At 26.2% G+C, this 22,152-nt stretch carries 27 protein-coding genes; 19 read left to right on the plus strand and 8 right to left on the minus strand.

Annotation, left to right across the window (positions count from 1 at the left end; all coding sequences use genetic code 11):
- Positions 1-60 precede the first annotated feature (60 nt).
- The 8 genes from EXC62_RS01380 to dnaA all read right to left on the minus strand — a co-directional run bounded on the left by EXC62_RS01380 (position 61) and on the right by dnaA (position 7,838).
- The gene (locus EXC62_RS01380; protein ID WP_026390144.1) at positions 61-804 is read right to left on the minus strand and encodes a hypothetical protein; all 744 of its coding nucleotides are present in this window, start codon (positions 802-804) and stop codon (positions 61-63) included.
- Between the two features lie 39 nt (positions 805-843).
- Positions 844-1,719 (minus strand): ABC transporter permease, encoded by an 876-nt coding sequence (locus EXC62_RS01385; protein ID WP_026390143.1) that lies wholly within the window; start codon positions 1,717-1,719, stop codon positions 844-846.
- On the minus strand, positions 1,706-2,617 hold the full coding sequence (locus tag EXC62_RS01390) for an ABC transporter ATP-binding protein (protein ID WP_026390142.1): 912 nt from the start codon (positions 2,615-2,617) through the stop codon (positions 1,706-1,708). The genes EXC62_RS01385 and EXC62_RS01390 overlap by 14 nt, the downstream gene beginning before the upstream one ends.
- A 73-nt stretch (positions 2,618-2,690) precedes the next feature.
- Positions 2,691-3,623 carry a permease prefix domain 1-containing protein gene (locus EXC62_RS01395; protein ID WP_026390141.1) on the minus strand — a complete coding sequence of 311 codons (933 nt, stop codon included), beginning with the start codon at positions 3,621-3,623 and terminating at the stop codon, positions 2,691-2,693.
- Between the two features lie 10 nt (positions 3,624-3,633).
- A complete protein-coding gene (locus EXC62_RS01400; RefSeq protein WP_162140119.1) occupies positions 3,634-3,957 on the minus strand; it encodes a PadR family transcriptional regulator in 324 nt (107 codons plus the stop codon).
- A 114-nt stretch (positions 3,958-4,071) separates the two neighbouring features.
- Positions 4,072-5,022 carry an alpha/beta hydrolase gene (locus EXC62_RS01405; protein ID WP_035375571.1) on the minus strand — a complete coding sequence of 317 codons (951 nt, stop codon included), beginning with the start codon at positions 5,020-5,022 and terminating at the stop codon, positions 4,072-4,074.
- 182 nt (positions 5,023-5,204) lie between these two features.
- Positions 5,205-6,338: a DNA polymerase III subunit beta gene (gene dnaN / locus EXC62_RS01410; protein WP_026390138.1), complete on the minus strand. Its 1,134-nt coding sequence runs from the start codon at positions 6,336-6,338 to the stop codon at positions 5,205-5,207.
- A gap of 141 nt (positions 6,339-6,479) precedes the next feature.
- Entirely contained in the window at positions 6,480-7,838 is a 1,359-nt protein-coding gene (dnaA, locus tag EXC62_RS01415; protein WP_026390137.1) for a chromosomal replication initiator protein DnaA, read from the minus strand.
- A gap of 416 nt (positions 7,839-8,254) precedes the next feature.
- Between dnaA and rpmH the strand changes: the two genes are divergently transcribed.
- From rpmH to EXC62_RS08780, 19 genes are all read left to right on the plus strand, one after another.
- A complete protein-coding gene (gene rpmH, locus EXC62_RS01420) occupies positions 8,255-8,389 on the plus strand; it encodes a 50S ribosomal protein L34 (RefSeq protein ID WP_026390136.1) in 135 nt (44 codons plus the stop codon).
- A gap of 89 nt (positions 8,390-8,478) precedes the next feature.
- Positions 8,479-8,835: a ribonuclease P protein component gene (rnpA, locus tag EXC62_RS01425; RefSeq protein WP_026390135.1), complete on the plus strand. Its 357-nt coding sequence runs from the start codon at positions 8,479-8,481 to the stop codon at positions 8,833-8,835.
- Complete coding sequence (locus EXC62_RS01430) at positions 8,822-10,387, plus strand: YidC/Oxa1 family membrane protein insertase (protein WP_026390134.1); 1,566 nt, start codon at positions 8,822-8,824, stop codon at positions 10,385-10,387. The genes rnpA and EXC62_RS01430 overlap by 14 nt, the downstream gene beginning before the upstream one ends.
- Complete coding sequence (gene jag, locus EXC62_RS01435; protein WP_052589704.1) at positions 10,387-11,010, plus strand: RNA-binding cell elongation regulator Jag/EloR; 624 nt, start codon at positions 10,387-10,389, stop codon at positions 11,008-11,010. Before EXC62_RS01430 ends, jag begins: the two co-directional genes overlap by 1 nt.
- Before the next feature lie 68 nt (positions 11,011-11,078).
- Positions 11,079-12,074, plus strand: a complete 996-nt coding sequence (locus tag EXC62_RS01440) for a hypothetical protein (RefSeq protein WP_026390133.1) — start codon at positions 11,079-11,081, stop codon at positions 12,072-12,074.
- 12 nt (positions 12,075-12,086) lie between these two features.
- A complete protein-coding gene (locus EXC62_RS01445) occupies positions 12,087-13,226 on the plus strand; it encodes a DNA recombination protein RmuC (protein WP_052589702.1) in 1,140 nt (379 codons plus the stop codon).
- A 158-nt stretch (positions 13,227-13,384) separates the two neighbouring features.
- The gene (locus EXC62_RS01450; RefSeq protein WP_026390132.1) at positions 13,385-14,329 is read left to right on the plus strand and encodes an L-lactate dehydrogenase; all 945 of its coding nucleotides are present in this window, start codon (positions 13,385-13,387) and stop codon (positions 14,327-14,329) included.
- A 120-nt stretch (positions 14,330-14,449) separates the two neighbouring features.
- Positions 14,450-14,794, plus strand: a complete 345-nt coding sequence (locus tag EXC62_RS01455) for a PadR family transcriptional regulator (protein WP_026390131.1) — start codon at positions 14,450-14,452, stop codon at positions 14,792-14,794.
- On the plus strand, positions 14,787-15,812 hold the full coding sequence (locus EXC62_RS01460) for a hypothetical protein (protein ID WP_162140113.1): 1,026 nt from the start codon (positions 14,787-14,789) through the stop codon (positions 15,810-15,812). The genes EXC62_RS01455 and EXC62_RS01460 overlap by 8 nt, the downstream gene beginning before the upstream one ends.
- Positions 15,799-16,257, plus strand: a complete 459-nt coding sequence (locus EXC62_RS01465) for an 8-oxo-dGTP diphosphatase (protein ID WP_026390129.1) — start codon at positions 15,799-15,801, stop codon at positions 16,255-16,257. Before EXC62_RS01460 ends, EXC62_RS01465 begins: the two co-directional genes overlap by 14 nt.
- A gap of 306 nt (positions 16,258-16,563) precedes the next feature.
- Positions 16,564-16,935 carry a GntR family transcriptional regulator gene (locus EXC62_RS01470; RefSeq protein WP_197724320.1) on the plus strand — a complete coding sequence of 124 codons (372 nt, stop codon included), beginning with the start codon at positions 16,564-16,566 and terminating at the stop codon, positions 16,933-16,935.
- Positions 16,925-17,572 (plus strand): ATP-binding cassette domain-containing protein, encoded by a 648-nt coding sequence (locus EXC62_RS01475; protein ID WP_026390128.1) that lies wholly within the window; start codon positions 16,925-16,927, stop codon positions 17,570-17,572. Before EXC62_RS01470 ends, EXC62_RS01475 begins: the two co-directional genes overlap by 11 nt.
- Complete coding sequence (locus tag EXC62_RS01480) at positions 17,572-18,240, plus strand: hypothetical protein (protein WP_026390127.1); 669 nt, start codon at positions 17,572-17,574, stop codon at positions 18,238-18,240. The genes EXC62_RS01475 and EXC62_RS01480 overlap by 1 nt, the downstream gene beginning before the upstream one ends.
- Positions 18,224-19,066, plus strand: coding sequence for an ATP-binding cassette domain-containing protein (locus EXC62_RS01485; protein ID WP_026390126.1), 843 nt, complete (start codon positions 18,224-18,226; stop codon positions 19,064-19,066). Before EXC62_RS01480 ends, EXC62_RS01485 begins: the two co-directional genes overlap by 17 nt.
- Position 19,067: 1 nt before the next feature.
- Complete coding sequence (locus EXC62_RS01490) at positions 19,068-19,709, plus strand: hypothetical protein (RefSeq protein WP_026390125.1); 642 nt, start codon at positions 19,068-19,070, stop codon at positions 19,707-19,709.
- Positions 19,709-20,206 carry an 8-oxo-dGTP diphosphatase gene (locus EXC62_RS01495; RefSeq protein ID WP_197724321.1) on the plus strand — a complete coding sequence of 166 codons (498 nt, stop codon included), beginning with the start codon at positions 19,709-19,711 and terminating at the stop codon, positions 20,204-20,206. The genes EXC62_RS01490 and EXC62_RS01495 overlap by 1 nt, the downstream gene beginning before the upstream one ends.
- 20 nt (positions 20,207-20,226) lie before the next feature.
- Complete coding sequence (locus EXC62_RS01500) at positions 20,227-20,565, plus strand: DUF6054 family protein (RefSeq protein WP_026390123.1); 339 nt, start codon at positions 20,227-20,229, stop codon at positions 20,563-20,565.
- A 127-nt stretch (positions 20,566-20,692) separates the two neighbouring features.
- Positions 20,693-21,544, plus strand: coding sequence for a DegV family protein (locus EXC62_RS01505; RefSeq protein ID WP_026390122.1), 852 nt, complete (start codon positions 20,693-20,695; stop codon positions 21,542-21,544).
- A gap of 349 nt (positions 21,545-21,893) precedes the next feature.
- Entirely contained in the window at positions 21,894-22,055 is a 162-nt protein-coding gene (locus EXC62_RS08780) for an ASCH domain-containing protein (protein WP_156907455.1), read from the plus strand.
- Positions 22,056-22,152 lie beyond the last annotated feature (97 nt).

Here is a 22,152-nt window from a genome sequence, read left to right on the forward strand (position 1 = left end):
ATTATACTGTATGGCACACAATATGTCAACATAATAAAAGGTACGTACATAAGTTCTAGTCTATTTTAAAATATATGTGTCAAATGTATCAATTTTTTTATTTTTAAATAAGGAAAGTAAAATCATTGCTAACTGATCAGTATTATCTGCTTCAAAAAATACTTCTTTGTAATCATTTATTTTTTTTAACATTATTTGATAAATAAAATTTTTAAATGTTTCTTCTTTTGTAGTACCAAAATAACAAATCTCATTTTCTTCAATGAAAGTGTAATTTATAACTTCATTATTAACTTCTTCATAATAGATATTACCTGGTAATGTTTGCTTAAATTGCTCAAAAGTTGCTGTTAAAGGATTAATACTACTATGTGTTATTTTATAATGTTCATAAGCTAATCTTGAAATAATATTTCCTTTTTCTGTGTTCTTTGTTGTTTTATTAATTCTTACATCTTTAAATTCATTTTCTTCTAAATCCTTCAAACTAAATTCTGCTTCATAACACTTTCGCATATTTATAAATCCATTTTCTTTTAATTCTTTTACTCTTTCATCAGTAGAATATAACATTACTTGTAATGGTTTTTTAGCAATGTTTTTTATGTCTTCAAAAATATTTTCTTTATAACTGTTTTTAAAATTGAAACTTAAATACTTGTTTTCTAAATGAAAAGAATTATTATATAAATAAAAAATATCTAATAATAAATCTTGATCATAAATACCATAGTAATCATTATTTTTATCAAATTTTTTAAATTTTTCTTCAATCATTTTTTGATCTTTAATTTCTTTAATCATAATATTCCTCAAAAATAAAAAGATAAGTTTCCTTATCCCTTATTTACTCTTTCTTGATAATCTTTTAGTTGTTATTAAAAGTAAAACTACTGATAGTATAACTATTCCTATCATAATCCATGTTGTTGATACATTTTGATTAAAAATCCCAATATTTTTTGCTCCAAAATTTTCCATAAATGAAGTTACTCCATCATCCCCTATAACATCTTTAACAACATTTAATGGATCTGCAAGTAACTTTTGTTTCAAAAGAACTGTCATATGAGTAAAAGGTACTACGCTTGAAATATATGTCATTGCTTTTGGAAGTATTGATAAAGGCATATATATTCCAGATACAAATCCAATAAGTGTACCAAATATTCCTGAAACTGTTCCAAACGCATTTACTGATCTTATAAAACTAACCATAAATATCATAATTGAAGTTGAAATAAATGTAAATAATAATAACAATAAACTTACTGATATTATTGTTAAAAACGAATAACTATACCCTGTTGTAATAACTACATAAACAATCGTAAATAGCCACATTAACAATGATAATATATATGTAACAATCATTGTTGAAAGATAATAACTAATAAAAATTCTAGATCTTTTAACTGGTGTAACTAAGAATGACTCTATTTTTTTAAAATAAATATCATTTACCATATTTCCCATCATTCCAAGTGATAATGTTAGTGTATTAATAACAATTATTCCTCCCATCATTTGAGAAGTAGTAATAAAGTTTTTTTGTTTCTCTGTTATAACATCAGGCAAATAAGAACTATACATATTATTCAAGAATAAAAAATATAAACCTAACATAATAATAACTGATAAAAATGAAAAGAAAACAGCTGTTCTATCTCTTAAAAAAATCTTTATATTTCTTTTTACTAAGTTACTAATTTGATACATTTTCTTCACCTATAACATTAATAAATACATCATCTAATGTTCCTTTTATAACTTCAAATTGCTTAATGTTTTCTTTTAAATCTTCAATATATGAAATTGCTTGTTTTGCACTATCTACTTTTATAATATATTGATCTGCTATTTTCTTATAGACTATTTTTTGATTACTAATATAATTTTCAAGTTCTTTCTTATTATTAGGAACTATTTTTAAATAGTCAAAACTATACTTATTCTTTAATTCACTTGGAGTTCCTTCAACTTTAATCTTACCTTTATCTATAATGACAATATAATCAGCATCACTTGCTTCTTCCATGTAATGTGTTGTTAGAAAGATTGTTATATTCTCTTTTTCTTTTAAATCATTCAATGTTTTCCATACTTGCTTTCTAGTTTCTGGATCTAACCCTGTTGTTGGTTCATCTAAAAGAAGAATTTCAGGGCTTGAGAATAATGCTCTTGCTATTTCAGTTCGTCTTTTTTGCCCTCCAGATAAATCTTTAAACTTTTGATTTTCGATTTCCTTCAAACTTAATTTATCAACTAATTGATTATATCGAATCAAGATATCATTTTTATTATTTATATATAAACTTCCACGATAGATAAGATTCTCTTTAACTGTTAGAAAGTCATCTAAAACATTATCTTGAAAAACAACTCCAATTTTTTTTCTAATATAATCTTCATCAGAATTAGAATTAATCATAAACCATCCAGAATCTTGTTTTAAAAGCGTTGTAATGATTTTAATTGTTGTTGATTTACCAGCACCATTTGGCCCTAGAAAAGCAAATAAACTACCTTTTTTAACTGAAAAATTTATACCATCAACAGCCGTTATTTTATCGTACTTTTTAATTAAATCTTTTACTTCTAAGATATTTTCTCTCATTAAAAGAACTCCTTTTATTTTATTGTATTGTTTTTATTTAAACTATTCCATCTATTCACAAATTCTTTACAACTTATTTATCACTTTTTTTAAAGATTGATATTAAAGCCGTTAATAGACCTGTTATAGGGAAAACAATCCAAGCTGTTCCCCATTGATTCTTTAAAAATCCTAATAATAAATATATTATTGTTGCAACTATAAATAACGCTCCAATTATTTTATCCGTAATAGTTTCTTCTTCTTCATCGTCATCATTTTTTTGTTTCTTTTTCTCAAGTAACGTCGATAAATATTCTCTTGGAACACTGATGCTAATTAATGCCATCACACCTAAACCAATACTAGCAAAACCAACAATATAGAATATACTACTATTATTAATTTTAGATAATGACGATATTGAGAAAAAAGCAACCCCTAATATACAAAGTGATACACCTAATATAATACTGAAAATAAACTTCGAATTTATCTTACTTAAAAGATTTTTAGTAATATTTCTTGCTTGTATCTCTAATTTAAAATCATTTGATTTTGAAAGACTTGTTTGTCCTAAGATAAGACCACCAGAAATATATAATGCTATTGGTACTACAAGACCAATTAAGAAGATTGTTCCTTGATCAATAGTTGTTATAATATTTGCTTCATCAATATATGCAATGCTTCCTAACAATGTTAAAAGTAGAAATGTTGCAAGTCCAATCAACAACGATCCAAGTTTTACGTTTTTATACTGTTTTTTTAAATATGTTTCATCAATAATAATTAAATCTTCATCAGGTTCACTAGTTATTTTCAGCTCTTCTAGTATTTCGTCAATACTTCCAAATTCACTTATTATTTGTCCAATAGCTTCATTATTCGTTAAACCATCAGATATTAAATCGAGATATTTTTCATCTGTAGAGATTGTAATATCTTTTTTTATTCTTTTTATTTCTTCTGTTTGTTCAATTCCTAAAAATAAATTTTCAATAAATACTTCTAATGTTTTGTTCATATTAAATACCTCACTTTATAATTAAATCTACAACATTTTTTGTTAGATTCCACTCTTCTATTTTCTCTTTCAAATACTTTATTCCATTATCAGTAATCTTATAGTATGTTCTTTGATTACCACCAGTTTGTACTTTTAAATAATATGACTCAATATATCCATTCTTTTCTAATCTTGTAAATGCAGAATATAAGGTTGTCTCTTTAATCAAATATTTACCATTTGTTATTTCCTTAATCTGCTTTGAAATAAGATAAGCGTATGAATCAGATTTACTTAAAAGTGATAAAATCATTAAATCATTATATCCCCTTATGTAATCACTACTTATCACTATAATCACTTCCAATCTACTATGTTTATCGTAGTAGTTAAATTCTACCACAACTACTACGACAAGTAAAGTACTATTTAAATAAAAAAAAGAAAGTCATAATAACCTTCTTATTTATTCTGTAAAATAATTATCTAATGCATATCTAAATTCACTTGAAAAAAACTCATTAGCTTCAATTCCTACAAGTGATCGTGGAGCTAAAACATCAAAAGCATGGCAAGCTCCTTCTATAACCTTTAATTTAGCTTCTACACCTGCTTTTCGTAATTTATCAACATAAAGTACTGTTTCATCGTAGAAAGTATCTACAGTGCCAACATATGAGATTAATGGTGGCAAATTGGATAAATCTTCACATCTGGAGGGCGCAGCATAAATAATATCCGAATGATTTCGATCAAAGTCTCTTAAATAATAATCCCATGCAATCCGATTATCTTTTGGTGTCCATATAGGATCTATCGAATTATTAGATGAGTCTGTAATCATTCGATCATCTAACATAGGATATAACGGCATTTGAAATGCGATTTTAATTTTACCTTTTTTTCTTGCATATAAGGTTAATGCTGCTGCAAGTCCACCACCAGCACTTATACCTCCAACAATTATTTGTTTCTTATTAACGTTGTATTTAAGGGTACTATTATAAAACCATTCTAACGCTAAGTATGCATCAAGTAGTGCATGGGGATATGGTTTTTCAAATGATAAAGTATAATCAACAGATATTAAAGTTGCTTTGCTTTCTTCAATAATCATTTTAATCCTTGATTCATCCATCTCTGGAATACCTGTTCCGTAACCACCACCATGAAACCATACTATTCCTGGAGCATTCACTTGTTCAGTTAGTGGTCTATAAACACAAACTCTTAAAAGACTTTTATCATCTCTTTCAATAAAAACTTGTTCAAACTTAAGTTTTTTTGTTGCCTTCCCCTTTATAAAATTAAGAAGTTTTCTACTTCTTGGTAATTTTTCTATCTTAAAACTTGGTGTTAAATGTCTAACCAAAAAGCTTCGAAACTTTAATCCCTTTGCTAGTTTAACCTCAGTCATATCTAACACCCCATTTTTCAATTATATCATATTAAGAAATAACTAAAGAATTTCAAACATTTTCAAATAAAACTATTAATTTTATCTTCATAAAAAAAACAAGGCATTAACCTTGTTATATCTTTATCTCTTTGATTTTTATCTGTGTTTTATTTTCAATTAAATTTAATATATCATAAATATTAGTCAATTCTAACTGGTAATATTAAGTGAAGCAAATTCTCATCTTCAGTTCCTTTTATAACAAAAGGTTTAACTTCACCAGCAAAATTTATAACAATTTCTGGTGAATTGAAAGATTTTAATGCTTCAACCAAATATCTTGAACTAAAAGCAATGTTAATTACAGATCCTGTAACATCAGCTGATGGAGAAACTACTTCATTTGCATCTCCAATTTCTGAATTAGTTGAATGAATTTCAACAGAATGATTTGAGTTCAGTTTTAATTTGATTATATTATAATTTGTATCTTTATCTTTTGGAGAAAGAAGAGAAACTCTTTCAACTGCAGATAATAATATTTCTTTATTAAATGGAATAACAACCGGAAATTCAGTTGGAATTATTCTAACTGTATTTGGATATGCCCCTTCTAATAATCTTGTTTGAAATAAAATATTATCAATTTTAAATAAAACTTTATTTGGACTTACATATAAATGAACATCCGATGTTGCTGTATCTAAAATTTTACTTAATTCATCTAAACTTTTACTTGGGATAACAATATCAAAGTTATCTGATTTAGATCTAAGCTTTAATTCTTTTTGACTTAAACGATAACTATCAGTTGCTACTGCATATAGTTTGTTTTCGTTATACTTAAAGTTAACGCCAGTTAATATTGGTCTTTTTTCACTTATTGCTGCTGCATAACTTGTTTCTCTGATAATATTTTTTAATAAATCTGCATCAATTGTTAATGGTTCTGTTGTTCCATCTAAAAAATCAATTTCAGGATAGTCGTTTGCATCCATTAATCTTAATTTAAATTCTGATCTATCAGCTTTAATAACAATTATACGATCTTCAATTAATGAAAATTCAATTCTTTTAGAGTCAACTTTTCGAACAATATCAATTAAATACTTTCCTGATATTGCAACTACACCACTTTTCGTAATTGTTAAATCATCTTCATCAACTAAAACTTGAATAGCAATATCAGTATTACTTGATGTTAATACAATATGATCTTCACGAACTTCAAATTTAATTGTTGTTAATATTGGAAGTGGTGTTCTATTAGGTAACCCTTTTTGCATTATAACTAGATTGTTTAATAGAGTGTCTCTGCTAATTGAAAAAGTCATGGTAATTTCTCCTTTTATTTTATTAATATTTAAATACTTATTATTATTAGTCAATGTGGATAAGTGGATAACTATACTAAATGGCTTAATACACCTATTATTATACCATATTTACTCCACTATTCACACACAAATTAATGTTTATAGATTGTTGTTAAGTTTTTTTGAAATTGTCTCAATAGCAACTTTTAACGATGAATCAAGTTTTAATTCATTCTCAATTTTTTCACATGCGGTTAAAACTGTTGAATGATCTCTGCCACCAAATAAGTTTCCGATTGTTGCATAAGGAATATTATAACTATCTTTTATTAAATACATAGCAATATGTCTAGGAAGTACATATTTTGATTTTCGGCTTTTACCGATTAAATCAGTAACAGTTATTCCGTAAAAATCACTAACTAGACTTTGAATTTTATCATAATTATTTTCATTCAATGAATTACTTGTCTTCTTAGTTTTTAACAAGGGCTCTAATGCTTCTTTAGCAGTTTCAATACTTAAATCTAGATTATTTGTTAGACAATAGAATAAAACACGTTTTAGAGCACCTTCAAGTTCTCTAATATTGGTTACAAATGATGAAGCAATAAACTCTAATACTTGGTTATTAATATCATGTAAATCAGAGGTTTCATTTAATAATTTTCTTTTTAAAATTTCCACACGATGGTCTTGATCTGGAACTTGAATATCAACTGATAATCCAACTTCAAATCTCGATGTTAAACGCGTCATAATATCTTTTAATTCTGATGCAGGTTTATCACTTGTAATAACTAATTGCTTGTTTTGTTGGTATAAATAGTCAAATAATTTGAAGAATTCCATCTGACTTTTCTTTGCTCCAGCAAGAATTTGAATATCATCGACTAAAAATACATCAATATCACGATATTTAGCATAAAAATCGTCCATTTTTTCTTTTTTTACTAATGTTGCATAATCTTCAATAAATGTATCAGCTTTTACATATAAAACTCTAGCATTAACGTTACTATCTAGTATGTAATTACCGATTGCTTGCATAAGGTGAGTTTTTCCTAATCCAACATCTCCAAAAATATAAAGTGGATTAGCTACCATCCCAGGTTGATCCGCTACTTTCATTGCCATTCTAAAGGGGAACATATTACTCTTACCAACAACGAAATTATCAAATGCATATGTTGCATTTAAATTTCCTGATCGATATTTTTTATCTAAATCTCTTTCAGGACTTGTAAGTGTTTCTTCGGGTATAAGGTCTTCTTCTGTTACAAATTTAAAACGGACTTTTTCAGGATGAAGTTTTTCAGCATAATCATTTATTTTTAGTAAATAAAATCGATTAATACGATTTTTAACGAAATCATTTTGTACTAAGACAAAAATATTTCCGTTGCTATATTTATGAGTTGATTTAATTGGTTCAAAGATATCTTGATAGGTTTCTTCTTCCAACGTGTTTTCAAGTTCGACTAAAACTTTCTGCCAAAGTTGATCATAAATATTCATTGTTATTTCCCCTTTCATAAGTAACAATATAATAACATATAAATAAGGAAAATGAATATCTATTTTTCCACACTTTTTGTGGATAACTTTGTTTATAACCGTTTATAAATAAGCAAAATGTGGATAACTTTTTACCTATAAAGTGTCTATTAGGCTGTGATAAAGTTATTAACATACTAACATTGTTGATAAAATGTTGTAAAAAACAAGTAAAGTTATCCACATTATATTGTTGGTAAATATCAAAGAATTTAAAATGACTATTTATTTACTATATTTTGCACATTAGCTTCTAAGACATTATTATAAGATAACCACACACATAAAAAATATTAGAAAAATAAGTATTGACAAACATAATATTAAAAGATATAATTATTAGGCATGGTTTCGCATAGAGAAAGGTGGTTTCATATATGAAAAGAACATTTCAACCTAACAATCGTAAACGCAGTAAAACTCACGGATTTAGAGCTAGAATGTCAACCGTTGGGGGACGCCGCGTACTTGCTAGTCGACGTAAAAAAGGACGCGCAAGATTAGCTGTATAAATCTTAGCATTTTAAAATACTTGAATTACTTGATTAAAATGATTAAACAATTGTTTTATTTAAGTGATTCTTTTTTTTAAAAGTAAATTATGAAAAAAAAATATAGAATAAAGAAAAAAAGCGAAATCGATGTCTTATTTAAAGGAAAAATCAAAAAAGGAAATTCATATTTTACTATATATATAAAAGAAGAGAGTCAAAATGCTAATTTTAGATTTGCAATGTCAATCGGTAGAAAATACGGTAATGCTGTTTCAAGAAATAAGATCAAGAGACAAATAAGATCAATAATCAGACTTAATCAAGAAACGATTAAAAAAGAAATTGACTTTGTTATTGTTATTAAGCCTCAGGCCAACCAATTGAATTATGATGAGATTAATAAGTATATTTTAAACTTATTAAGAAATTTAAAGATAATGGAGAATGAGAATGAGAAAAATTAATAAAGCCCTTTTGGTTGTTGTATTATTATTTACGGCACTTTTATTATCCTCTTGTCGTAGTAATAAAGATCAAAAAAACGAAACACCAGTTTTTGTTGTACATAATCAATTGACAGATAAAACATTCGTTGATGAATTTACAAATACCAAAGAAGTAAGTATTGAAGCTTGGTTTGTTTTATATAATGGTAAATTAACTAAAGTTGAACTTAGAGGTGAGGCTGAGGTTAAATATCAATTTGCTACAACTGAATTTTTAACTGAAACTGAAGTTGCAGAACAAGGTTTAGATATTAAAAATGCAAATGTAAAAAAATACATCTATACTGTAAGTGCTAATCAGTTAAGTAAAGAATTTTTAGATAAAAGATCAAATGAAAAAATTGAATTTAATCAATATCAAAAGAAAACTACATCTGAATCAATTGGTGTTGCAGTAAACTATGTAAAACTAAATGATAAAGGTGAAATTGCATCAACAGGAGCAATTTTAACGGATTCATATGTTTATACAGGTGAAAATGTTGATTTTTATGATTTAAAAGCAAATGGTGAATCATCAGCAATTTCAAAAGACAATATTACTTTTACAGGATTTCCTGAAGGTGATGATTTAATTGAAAACAGAAAATATATTAACTATGTATCAAAAGATGTTACTGCTACTATTGATAATATTACAGAACCTATTACATTAAAAGTATGGCTTGCTGAAGGTTATGCTCCATTAAGTACAAAAACTGCTACTTTCTGGAACTGGTTATTCTTACAAATGCCAATTGCATTCGCAATGTCATTTATTGGAAGTATTACTGGTAAATCATTTGCAATTGCCGTATTATTAACAACAATTATTGTACGTACGTTAGCTTGGCCAATATATGCTAAGACAAATGATATGTCATTAAAAATGAGCGTCGCTCAACCAGATTTAGATAGATTAAATCGTAAATATGCTACTAGAAAAGATCCTGAGTCACAACAAAAAATGCAAATGGAAATGATGCAAATTTATAAAAAACATAAAATAAGTATGTGGGGTTGTCTACTTCCATTCTTACAAATGCCAATTTTCTTTGCTATGTATGAAGTTGTTCGTAGAATAACAATACCTGGTGGACAATTTGCTAATAATGTAGCAAATACTAAGATTTTTGGATTAGATTTAGATAGTAATGGAATGGTAGCAAAAATATTCTTTACTCTTCTTGTTGGTTTAACTATGTTTGCGTTACAAAGAATTTCATCTAAGAAACCAAGTTATGCAAAAAATGTTCCTCAACAAAATAAAAATCCTCAAGGAATGCAAACTGAAAAAACAATGAAAATGGTTAACTACTTCATGATTTTCATGATGGTAATGACTTCATATGTTACACCTGGTTTTGCAGTTTCTTATTATTGGATTATTGGTAACATATATTCAATGGCTCAAACATTGTTTAATCGTCAATTAAATGAAAAACGATATAAAAAGCTTGAAGAAGAAAAATTATACGGAAGATCAAGAGAAATAATTGATGCTGAGATAAAGAAAAAAGGTGAAAAATAATGCTGAAAAAAGTTGAAATTGAAGCGAAAACGTTAGCAGAAGCTGAAAAAAAAGCGATTCAAGCATTACGTATTCCTTTGAATAAACTTAAGTTTAATATCATAAAAGAAAAACGTGGTATTCTAGGAATCGGTGCTTCTACTACTTACGATGTAACTCCTGAAGTAAATTTAGCTTTAGAAGGTAAATCATATATTGAAGATATTTTAAAAAACCTTGGAATTGATGCCCAAATGGAAATGCGTACTAAAAATGATAGCAAAGAAATATACTATAACTTATATAGTGAAGAAAATGCACTTTTAATTGGACGTGAAGGTAGAACATTAAAATCATTACAGTTTTTAGTTAGAAACTACTTGAATATTTTTACAGATGAGTATTTGTTAGTTAATGTTGATATTGGGAATTATAATGATAATAGACAAAAACAATTAGAAATTATGGCAACTAAAACAGCAAAAGAAGTTGCTAGAACTAGAATTGAAGTAAAACTAGATCCAATGAATGCTTATGAAAGACGCATAATTCACAGTAAATTAGCTGAATGGCGTGATGTTTATACAGAATCAATTGGTGAAGGTGAAGAGAGATCAATTATTATAAAGCCAACAAATAAATAAATTAGATAAAGATGGTTATATAGCCATCTTTTTTTATGTTATAATTATAGAAAGTTGGGTGATCAATTATGAAGTTTATAAGATATACAAAAAAGATTATCAAAATATTATTACTAGCCATGTTATTTGGAATTATATATAGTTTATTTTTTACAGTTTATGAGAATATTAAAGTTGATAGTATGATTAGTACTTTTAAAAAGAGAGCGGGTAATGACCCAGTTCTTGTTTTGAATATTGAAGATGAATATGTTAGAAAATATTGGGAAGTTCCACGTGAAACATTTGATGAAATTAACGATAAAAAGAATGTTTTTGAAGATGAGGAAAAACAAATGCTTGGGAGATATGGAGATATATTTGCAACTAGGCAATCACCATTTCCAAATGTTTGGGGATTTCATCAGTTTATGAGTTATTATTATGGTGGTCACGCTGCTATAAAATCAGAATCAACCAAAGAAAGTGGTAAAAAAGAAAAATTTGTTGAAGCTACAGGATATCCCAATTCAGATGAAAGTATTTTTGATATAATATTTTCTAATGGAAAAAAGGGACATGGTTTTAGTCCTACTGCCTCAGAAAATGGTTATAACTATTGGTATCAAGCAGATGATATAAGTGATAATTATTATTTTGAAAAATTCTATCGTAGCAGATATATTGGATTAAGAGTTAAAAACCCATTTATTAATGAAAATAATGCTGACGCTTTATACAATAATTACTTGGATTTAGCAGTGGATAGAGCAAGAGAAAAAATTGATAATGATGCACTATATAACTTCTTATTCTTTCTAAATATGCGAAGAAAATACTATTGTACTGATTTTGTAAGTCGTGTCTATGAGGAAGCATATTATTCTGCTGTTTTAGGCGATGATAATTATAGATCTACTGGCTATGCCAAAAAATTAAACGATGATGGATTTATAACATCTGTTAATGATCTAATTCTTTCAAATGATACGTATATTCATTTTTATGTAGAAATAAATGAAGAAATATATGATGGTAATAAAACAATTGTTCAAAATATTTATTATTTAGAAGATATTGAATAAAGAGGTGTAATAATGATTGAATATGTAATTTTAGGATTTTTAGTTTTAGTGATACTTCTTCTTGTTTTGTTAATATTTAAAGGAAAAAGAAATGACAATAATTCAAATGATTTGATTGATAAACAAAAAGATATTCAAACACAGTTGAAATTATATTTAAAGGATGAGTATAGTGATTTAAAATTAGATTTATTGAAACTTGTGAATGAATCAAATGAAAAGAATAAAAACAACTTACTAGAATTTAGAGAAATAATGGTTAAAAAAATTGATGATCAATTGAAAAACATTAATGATAAAGTTGATAATAGACTTGGTGAAGGATTTAAAAAAACACAAGAAACATTTGTTAATGTTGTTGAACGATTAACTAAAATTGATGAAGCTCAAAAAAATATTGAAAAACTTTCTGGTGAAGTATTCAGTTTAAATAATATTTTAACTGACAAAAAAACGCGTGGAACATTTGGTGAAATTCAATTACACCATTTATTAAATGCTGTTTTAGGTGATAACGATGAATTATATCAAGAACAAAAACAACTATCTAATGGAAATATTGCTGATGTTATAATTTATGCACCCAAACCACTTGGAAGTATAATAGTTGATTCTAAATTCCCGCTGAATAGTTATCAAAATATGTATGATAAGAATTTAAGTTCTTCTGATCAAATATTGGCTATAAAACAGTTTAAAAATGATATTAAAAAGCATATAGATGACATTAGTAAAAAATATATTATTATTAATGAAACATCTGATCAAGCAATAATGTTTATTCCGGCGGAAGCAATATTTGCTGAAATAATTTCAAACCATAGTGATTTAATTGATTATAGTAATAAGAAAAAGGTTTGGTTAGTTTCACCAACAACTTTAATTTCAACATTAACAATAATCCAAACAATTGTTAAGAATATGGAAAGAGATAAACAAGCAAGATTAATAGTTGAAGAATTAAAACTACTTGCTATTGAATTTAATCGCTATGCAGAAAGATGGTCTAAACTTGAAAGGACCGCAGATACATTAACTAAAGACATTAAAGATGTTAATGTAACAACAAATAAGATAAGTAATAAGTTCAAGCTTATTGAAGAAGGAAAACTTAATCAATTAGAAAATTTAAAACTTGAAGATAATGAATAAAATAGTGTATAATAAGCACTATTTTTAATTATATAAACTATTTCTAACTCTAAATATTGTTAGCGTTATTATCAATAAACAGTATTCATATATGTATACATGTTTATCTATTTTGTAGTATAATTAATTTGATAAAAATATAAAGAGGTGAAATTTATATGGCAAGTAGTAAAGTAGTTATTGTTGGTACTGGAATGGTTGGTATGAGTTATGCATACTCAATGATTAATCAAGGTACTGCAGAGGAAATAGTCTTAATAGATATAAATAAAGAAAGAGCATTAGGTGAGGCAATGGATTTAAATCATGGCTTATCATATGCTCCTAGAAAGATGAAGATATACGCTGGAGAATATAGCGACTGTAAAGATGCAGATATTGTTGTTATTACTGCGGGTGTTTCACAAAAAGATGGTGAAACAAGATTAGATTTATTGAATAGAAATGCTAAAATTATTAAATCAGTAGTTACAGAAATAATGAAAAGTGGATTTAACGGAATAATACTTGTGGCTTCAAATCCAGTAGATATTTTGACCTATGTGGCTTGGAAATCATCAGGATTACCAACATCAAAAGTTTTTGGTAGTGGGACAGCACTTGATACAGCAAGACTTAGATATGAAATAGCTGATAAGATTAATATTAGTGTAAAAAACATTCATGCATATATTATGGGGGAACATGGTGATTCTGAATTTGTTTGTTGGTCTAATGCGTATGTTGGAGCAAAACCAATTGTTGATGTTATTGAATCAATGGAACAAATAACTTTTAATGATTTAGATAAAATCTATAATAATGTTAAAAATGCAGCGTATGAGATTATTAAACGTAAAAATGCAACTTATTACGGAATAGGTATGACATTAGTAAGTATTACAAATGCAATATTAAGCAATGAGAATAGAATTATTCCAATTTCTGCATATAATGGTGGGGCATATAATATACCATCAGATCTTTATATTGGACTACCTGCTGTTTTAAATCGTGATGGTGTTCATCATGTAGTTAATCTAAAATTATCGATTCATGAGCAACAACAATTAGTTAAGTCAGCAACAACATTAAAAGAGTTATTAGATAAGATGGAATTTTAATAAAATGTGAGTGTTATAAATAACACTCCTTTTTTTTACATATTTTTTATATTATTTTCTTGACAATAATGTAAGTCATACAATATAATATAATCGTAGTGATAGGAGATGATTATTAAAATGCGTAATCAAGTTATTGAGAACTTAAGTATAGAATTAAAACGTGGTGTACAAATAATTGCCGTCTTAACATTTTTGAAAGAACCACAATACGGTTATTCACTATTAAGTATTTTAGAAAAAAATGATGTGAATATTGAATCAGGAACATTGTATCCACTATTAAGAAGATTGGAATCGCAAGGTTTACTAACTTCTAGTTGGGATACAAATGAATCAAGACCAAGAAAATTTTATGTTTTAAATAAAGAAGGAATTGAAACTTTAGAGGAACTTATTGAAATTTGGGTAAGCATGCAAGAAAATATGAATAGAATAATTCTAGGAGGTAATAAAAATGAATAAATATGTAGAGCGATATGTTTATGATGTAACAAGAAGAATTAATGAAAATCAACGACAAGATGTAAAAAAAGAATTATTAACAAACATCTATGATATGTTACCAGATAATCCAAGTGATTTAGAAGTTGAAAAAGTTCTTAAAGATCTAGGGAAACCAAGAGAAATAGCTGCTAGGTATAATAATTCAACTAATAACTATTTAATATCGCCAAGTTATTATGACGATTATATACGTATTTTAAAGATTGCTGCAGTATCACTGGGATTATTTGTAATGGTTGTTAATGTTTTATCGATATTTTTTGTAAGTAAAAACTATGGTGTTATAGAACTTATAACGAATGTATTATCAAAAGGAATTTCTGGATTAATTGAAGGGGCAATAACTGCAGCACTAATTGTTACAATTATTTTTGTTATAATTGAAAGAACAACAGCAAAAGAAAAGAATAAAGATTGGAAAATAACTGATCTTCCTAATATACCTAAAACAAATGAAAAACCTATTAATAAAATAAATGTGATTGTTAGTTTTGTTTTTAATACATTGTTTACTGTTTTATTTATTTACTTGATTATTAATCATAGTAAACACTTTGGATGGTATGAATTAGTTGAAGGAAGTAAAAGTCAATTAAAGTTAGTTGAGCCTTTATTTTTAGATAATATAAAATATTTTATAATTGGATTTATATTCTTTGCAGCCTATGAATTGGGATTAACACTATATCAATTAACAATTAATAATAAAAATTTAGCTTATATTATAGCTAATGGTATAAAAGAATTATTAACAGTTGTTTTTGTAACACTGATATTAACAACAAAAGCAATAATTAATCCGAATATATTTGCTACAATCAGTGATAAAACTGGAGAAACATTAACAAATATTAATAAGATATATGAACTAGCAACAACTGGTATCATCATTATAGGTATAATAATATTCTTGTCATATTTTGCTTATCTTGTTTATCAAATTATTAAATATGGTAAAAATAATGGAAAGAACTGAGAAAGTTATTATAACTAATATGTGCATGGTTTATGATGATGAAGGGAATATCTTAGTGCAAGACAGAGTAAATCCGAATTGGCCCGGAATAACTTTTCCAGGTGGTCATGTAGAACCAAAAGAATCATTTGTTAATTCAGTTATAAGAGAAGTGAAAGAAGAAACTGGCTTAGACATTGAGCAATGTAAGGTTTGTGGATTTAAACAGTTTACAAATAAAGATGGAGAGTATCGATATATAGTTATCTTTTTTAAAACAAATACTTTTAAAGGAAAGCTAAGATCTTCTAACGAGGGAAAAGTTTTTTGGATTAAGAGAGATGAAATAGAAAACTATAAACTTGCTGATGGATTTATTGATATGATGAAGATTTTTGAAGAAGAAAATCTTAACGAGATTTACTATGAAAATAAAAATAATGATTGGATAACTCATTTATTATAGTTTAAAACGGCTTTAATGGGCCGTTCTTTATTTTTGAATTAGCAAATTCTAAATGTTTATAATTCTTTTTAATTCATTTGAATATTCAAAATCTTTATGAAAATAAAGATTTATTTGTCGATCCATATGCATATATTTGATATAGATCATTTTAAGTTTTAGTGTATAATCTAGATTCAAAAGACAAACGTGTTTTGAATAAATTTGATTTTATTAATGATAGTCGTTAAGATTATCATTTTTTTATTGACAATTATACCTCAAGGTTATATACTTATATATATGACTATATGAGGAGGGGAAAATTTGATAATAGATAATAATAAACCAATCTATATAACAATTAAAGAGATGATTGAAAATATGATCTTAAAAGATATTTTGAAAGAAGATGAACAAGTTCCATCAACAACAACTATATCTAGTGAATATAACGTTAATCATATTACTGTCTTAAAAGCAATTAATCTTCTTGTAGATGAGGAAATAATTTATAAGAAGCGTGGAATTGGGATGTATGTTAGTTTGGATGCTAAAAAAATTATTTATGAAAAAAGAAAAAAACTTTTTCTTGAAGAGTTTATTAACCCTTTAAAAAAAGAGGCGGATCTTTTAGGTATATCAATCAATGAAATAAAAAGTTTTTTAGATGGGAAGGTAAATAACGATGAGAATTGAATTAATTGATTTTGGATTCAAGATAAAAAAGAATGAGTTAATTGAAACAACTAATTTATCAATTGATTCTGGAATATATGGATTGTTTGGTGCTAATGGAACAGGAAAAAGCCTTTTATTAAAGGCGATATCTGGTGATATAGTATCAACTTTTGGGTATGTTAAAGTTGATAACGAACTAGTATATGAAAACACGAGTAAAATGTTAAAGGTTTTATATTTGAATGAACAGTTTATTTTACTAAGACAAGTATTTGATAACCCAATGAAGTACTATGAAAACATATCAAAGTATATTAAAGAATTTGATGTTGATTTAGCAATCAAGTATTTAAATGATTTTGAAGTACCATTAAAACAAAGTATAGATAAGATGTCTTTAGGGCAAAAAGCTTGTGTTATAGGTGTTATAGGACTAGCAACTAAAAGGGAGATCATATTACTTGATGGAATTTATCATGGTATGGATTACCATGTTAGAAAAAAATATAATCAACTATTACTAACTAAAAAAGATGATGGTGGAATAATTATAGTTTCAACAGAACTTAAAAAAGAGATATCAGTTATTATTGATTATGAATTAAATATTAAAGATAAAAAAATAGAATTAAAGAAATTTGAAGGTGAAGAATAATGGATAAAAAATTAATTAAAAAAGAATTCTTTGATTCATTAATAGGATATTTTATTCTTTCTATATTTCTAGCGGCAAATCTTTTTTTAAGCTTTAAAGAATCTTCTGAAAATATTTATGAGGTTTTTAATGGTGTTTATCTTACTACTGCTCTTTTAGGAACTTTTTTTGTCTCTCACTTATCATTTAAAGTAAACAAATTAAATAAGTATGGATATGCTAGAAGAGATGTATATAAGATTGGATTAAGCATTATGGGAATTATGCTTTTAGTGAGACTTCTAATTAATAGTATATTTGCTTTAATAACTTTTATAAACTATAAAAATAGTTTAAATTCCACTTATTCGTTTCAAGAATTATTATTAGCACTTATAAGAACAGAACTTATGGTACTTACTATGCTGTCATTAATTTCATTAGTAATGTTTAAGTTTATGAATACTGTAGCTAAGGCAACTAAACCATTTTATATGTTTTTAGTATTTGATTTATGGATTATATTTATTATTGCAATACTATTTGGAACTACAATAATTGAAGGTAGTAAAGATTTTATTTTGATATATCCAATTCTGCTTTTAATAATTATTCCTTCAGTTTTATTAATTCTAAATACGATACCTAAAAGATATAAGGAGATTATGAAGAATGATAAAAGTAGATAAAGTTAGTTTTGGATACACTAAAGATAAAATTATTTTTAATGATCTAACAACAACATTCAAAACAAATAAAATAACGGGATTAATTGGTAGAAATGGTAGTGGTAAAACTACACTTATTTCACTGATTAATACTTTGCTTGTTACTAATAGCGGGATAATTACATTTGATGATTCATTAATTTTTGAAAATGAAAAAGTTTTAGATGAGATTGCAACCGTTAGAAGTGTATATCCAATATTATATGGTAATAAGGTGAAAAAAGGTTTAAAGATTTTTAAAAAAAATAATAGCAGATTTGATATTGAAAAAGCAATTAATCTTCTTAATATTTTTAATCTTGATCCAAATAAAAAAATGAATAAGCTATCAAGAGGAGAAGCATCAATCTTTTATGCAATTGTTGGGTTATCAATTTCTACAAGAGTGATAATATTTGATGAAGTTGAACTTGGAATGGATGATGAAAAGAAAAACATCTTTTATGAACAAATATTACTTGATCAACAAGAAAATCCTAAAACAATTATTATTTCAACAAATGTTTTTTCAAATACAAAAGAAATTTTTGATGAAGTTAAGCTGATTCATAAGAACGAGATTATCCTTGATGATAGTTATCAAACAATTCTTAATGATTATATTGTTTATACATATAAAGATAAAAGTGAAATTTATAATTTTGATTATAGGATAATTGAAAAAACAAATACTTATATTAAGGTATTGTTAAAAAGTGAAGATGCAATTAAAGTATCTGAAGGTTTAAAAGATAAACCGTCTCTTGAATTACTTTTTGAAATACTTACAAGAAATGAGGTAAGATAAAATGAAGAAGAAAAATTTACAAACAATTCTAAAAATAGATATTTTTGTAGTCTCAGTTTATTTAATGTTGTTAGTAATGTTCAATTTAGACAATGATACAGATAGAGCTTTTGAAATGTTTATCAATATTTATGTATTTATTGTCTTAATTATAGGATATGCAGCTAAAAATATGGTTAGAGAAGCAATTCTTCTTAGGTATACTAGACGTAAAACAATCATTAGATTAATAGTGACATTTTCCTTAATGGTTTTAGTTTCATTGTTAGTTTACTTTATAGCAGATAAACTTAATTTATTAACTGATTCTTTTTTACGTAATAATTTTATTGAAGAAAGAGGATTTATGGGATATGCAATTTTATATAGTACAATAATGTTTTTGGTTGGAATTGGAATGTTAATAACAATAATAGAGTTTAATATGAAAACAAAGAACCTAATAAGAATACTTTTAGCATCAGTTGTAGTTTTGTTTTTACACCAAGGATTAGTTTTAATTCCTAAAAAAATAGAACCAATTGTTTTAGGAGCATTAATAGGTTTCACGATAAGTATATATAAAGAAGTAATTATAAAATACACAAATGCTAATTATCAAATGGTTATTGACAATTCAATGGTAAGTTATGCTTCAAGATAGTGTATAATAAATTTGGTGATAACATAAGTGATGTTACAATAAAAAATTGGGTAAATATTTGTATAATTAAAGATGATAAAATTCTATTATTAGATCGTAAACACGATAATTTCAAAGGGTGGATACCACCAGGAGGAAAAGTGGATTTCCCAGAAACATTTACTGAAGCTGCAATTCGTGAAGTAAAAGAGGAAACAGGATTAACGGTAAAAAATTTAAAGTTAAAAGGAATTTCAGGATTTATTAATCCAATTAAAAGAGAACAATTTGTTTTTTATGATTTTGTTTGTGATGATTTTAGTGGTGAAATAATTCATGAATCTCGTGAAGGAAATCCAAAATGGTGGAGTATTGATGAAATAGAAAATCTTGAAATGCAAAAAGATATCAAGACAAGGTTACCATTTTATTTTAGAGAGGGAACTTTTGAAAGAATTCATTATTGGGATGAAGAGAAAAAATGTGTTGATTATACTAAAGTTTCACTATATGAATAAATGAAAAAGGGGTGTTTAATATGGCTAAGTATGAAAAAAGAGGAATAGGAGATTTTGATAAGGTTGTTTCACATATTCACGATGTTGTTATGAGTAGAAGTTCAACCATTTCATACGAAGAAAACTCAATATATCGAAATGGTGATATTAGATTAGCAGTTAGAGCGTATGAACGATATGCATATTTTGGGGGTAACCGATCTAGTTTGACAATAACTGTTTTAGGAGATGGTGATAGAATTTTTGTAAGTGCAGTTGCTACTGGAGGTAGTAGTGCAATGTTCTTCAAAGTTAATACTTGGAGTGAAAAAAGTTTTCTTGAAACGGCAATCAACGCTATTGACACTATTGTAAGATAAATAGTCATTCTACTTTTAGTAGAGTGATTTTTTTTCTCTACTTTTCGGGTTTTAAATAGTTTATTTGAAAAATACCGTTCAAATAGTATAATAATTACATACGAAATTATATGGGAGTTTGATATTTATGATAAAAGTAATTATAGATAGTACATGTGACTTGTCAGAAGACTATATTAAAAGCAATGATATAAAAATGATACCACTACAAGTCTTAATGGATAACATTGAGTATTTAGATAAAACAACAGTTGATTCTAAAGTTGTATATGATGCCATTAAGCAAGGAAAACCAATTAAAACATCATTGCCAAGATATGAAGATGCGTACAATACTTTTGTAGAATATGCTAAAACAAATCAAGAATTTATTTGCGTTGCATTTTCTAAAAAAATGTCTGGAACATACGACTTTTTACAAATGGTTTTAAATGATGTAAAGGAAGAATATCCTAGTTTAAAAGCAAGCATAATCGATTCTAAAACCGGCTCTTTATCAACAACAATTGTAATTTATAAAATGATTGATAAGATTAAATCAGGATCAACATTTGAAGAGGTTGTTGAATACACTAAAGAACTAACAACTAAAACAGGATTCTTATTTGTTGTTAATGACTTGAATCAGTTGGTTAAAGGTGGAAGAGTATCAAGATTAAAAGCAATCACAGCAAGCGTCTTAAGTATTCATCCAATCCTTAAGATTCAAGATGGTAAGATTGAAACTTTTAAAAATGTTATTGGATTAAAACGAACATTAAAAGAATTGGTAAAGGAAGCTAGAAAAGTAATAACTGATAAAGATCAATTAATTGGAATTAGCTATGCTAATAATATTGAACTAGCTAAGGAAGTCGAAAGATTATTAAGAGAAGAAGTTGGATGTACAAACTTTTTCTTTGAAACAATTGGAAGTGTCTTTGCAGCTCATCTTGGATTGGGATCGGTTGGTATATCATTTTTTAATAAGTTGGATTAAAAGCATTTAAATAATGCTTTTTTCTTTAGTTTTAAAATGCTAGAATAAGGTCTAAATAAAAAAATATTAGAAAATAATGATATGTTCGCAAAAATCTATAATGTTCAGTTTGATTTTAATAAATAAGAATTTAGAAAAGATTTATAGGTTATTAAAATTATTTAATAAGATTTAGTGGTTAGCTAGTTCATAGATTTGAATGATTTTCTCAAAAAAAAGTTAAATTTTCAATCATTTTGTTTTTAATAAAAAAATTTATAAAATATATTTTTTTTATTAAAATATTAGTATAAATAATCATTAATAACTAATAAAGTATGTTATAATTAGCTTGAAATGGGGAATGAAAATGAACTATAAAATGAAAATTCAAGATAAATATATAATGCCTATAAAGAATAGAATTAAGACTAAAGAATATAGATTATATGATGAAGAAAGACAAAAAATAAAAATAGGTGATGTATTATTATTTGCTGCTAAAAGAGTATTGGTGGCTTTGTTAGAGTAAAAGTTATAGATGTTGAACACTTTTTATCATGGGAAGATGCATTAAAAGATAGTTGGAAAAAACAATTTGAATTTACAAAACTTAAATATGATGAAAT

Origin of the sequence: Haploplasma axanthum, assembly GCF_900660745.1 — a bacterium.
Taxonomy (GTDB): Bacteria; Bacillota_I; Bacilli_A; order Acholeplasmatales; family Acholeplasmataceae; genus Haploplasma; species Haploplasma axanthum.

Excerpts from the sequence above, each read along its gene's own strand:
- EXC62_RS01380 (WP_026390144.1), bottom strand. The coding sequence starts at position 804 with ATGATTAAAGAAATTAAAGATCAAAAAATGATTGAAGAAAAATTTAAA.
- EXC62_RS01385 (WP_026390143.1), bottom strand. The coding sequence starts at position 1,719 with ATGTATCAAATTAGTAACTTAGTAAAAAGAAATATAAAGATTTTTTTA.
- EXC62_RS01390 (WP_026390142.1), bottom strand. The coding sequence starts at position 2,617 with ATGAGAGAAAATATCTTAGAAGTAAAAGATTTAATTAAAAAGTACGAT.
- EXC62_RS01395 (WP_026390141.1), bottom strand. The coding sequence starts at position 3,623 with ATGAACAAAACATTAGAAGTATTTATTGAAAATTTATTTTTAGGAATT.
- EXC62_RS01405 (WP_035375571.1), bottom strand. The coding sequence starts at position 5,022 with ATGACTGAGGTTAAACTAGCAAAGGGATTAAAGTTTCGAAGCTTTTTG.
- dnaN (WP_026390138.1), bottom strand. The coding sequence starts at position 6,338 with ATGACTTTTTCAATTAGCAGAGACACTCTATTAAACAATCTAGTTATA.
- dnaA (WP_026390137.1), bottom strand. The coding sequence starts at position 7,838 with ATGAATATTTATGATCAACTTTGGCAGAAAGTTTTAGTCGAACTTGAA.
- rpmH (WP_026390136.1), top strand. The coding sequence starts at position 8,255 with ATGAAAAGAACATTTCAACCTAACAATCGTAAACGCAGTAAAACTCAC.
- rnpA (WP_026390135.1), top strand. The coding sequence starts at position 8,479 with ATGAAAAAAAAATATAGAATAAAGAAAAAAAGCGAAATCGATGTCTTA.
- EXC62_RS01430 (WP_026390134.1), top strand. The coding sequence starts at position 8,822 with ATGAGAAAAATTAATAAAGCCCTTTTGGTTGTTGTATTATTATTTACG.
- jag (WP_052589704.1), top strand. The coding sequence starts at position 10,387 with ATGCTGAAAAAAGTTGAAATTGAAGCGAAAACGTTAGCAGAAGCTGAA.
- EXC62_RS01440 (WP_026390133.1), top strand. The coding sequence starts at position 11,079 with ATGAAGTTTATAAGATATACAAAAAAGATTATCAAAATATTATTACTA.
- EXC62_RS01445 (WP_052589702.1), top strand. The coding sequence starts at position 12,087 with ATGATTGAATATGTAATTTTAGGATTTTTAGTTTTAGTGATACTTCTT.
- EXC62_RS01450 (WP_026390132.1), top strand. The coding sequence starts at position 13,385 with ATGGCAAGTAGTAAAGTAGTTATTGTTGGTACTGGAATGGTTGGTATG.
- EXC62_RS01455 (WP_026390131.1), top strand. The coding sequence starts at position 14,450 with ATGCGTAATCAAGTTATTGAGAACTTAAGTATAGAATTAAAACGTGGT.
- EXC62_RS01460 (WP_162140113.1), top strand. The coding sequence starts at position 14,787 with ATGAATAAATATGTAGAGCGATATGTTTATGATGTAACAAGAAGAATT.
- EXC62_RS01465 (WP_026390129.1), top strand. The coding sequence starts at position 15,799 with ATGGAAAGAACTGAGAAAGTTATTATAACTAATATGTGCATGGTTTAT.
- EXC62_RS01475 (WP_026390128.1), top strand. The coding sequence starts at position 16,925 with ATGAGAATTGAATTAATTGATTTTGGATTCAAGATAAAAAAGAATGAG.
- EXC62_RS01480 (WP_026390127.1), top strand. The coding sequence starts at position 17,572 with ATGGATAAAAAATTAATTAAAAAAGAATTCTTTGATTCATTAATAGGA.
- EXC62_RS01485 (WP_026390126.1), top strand. The coding sequence starts at position 18,224 with ATGATAAAAGTAGATAAAGTTAGTTTTGGATACACTAAAGATAAAATT.
- EXC62_RS01490 (WP_026390125.1), top strand. The coding sequence starts at position 19,068 with ATGAAGAAGAAAAATTTACAAACAATTCTAAAAATAGATATTTTTGTA.
- EXC62_RS01500 (WP_026390123.1), top strand. The coding sequence starts at position 20,227 with ATGGCTAAGTATGAAAAAAGAGGAATAGGAGATTTTGATAAGGTTGTT.
- EXC62_RS01505 (WP_026390122.1), top strand. The coding sequence starts at position 20,693 with ATGATAAAAGTAATTATAGATAGTACATGTGACTTGTCAGAAGACTAT.
- EXC62_RS08780 (WP_156907455.1), top strand. The coding sequence starts at position 21,894 with ATGAACTATAAAATGAAAATTCAAGATAAATATATAATGCCTATAAAG.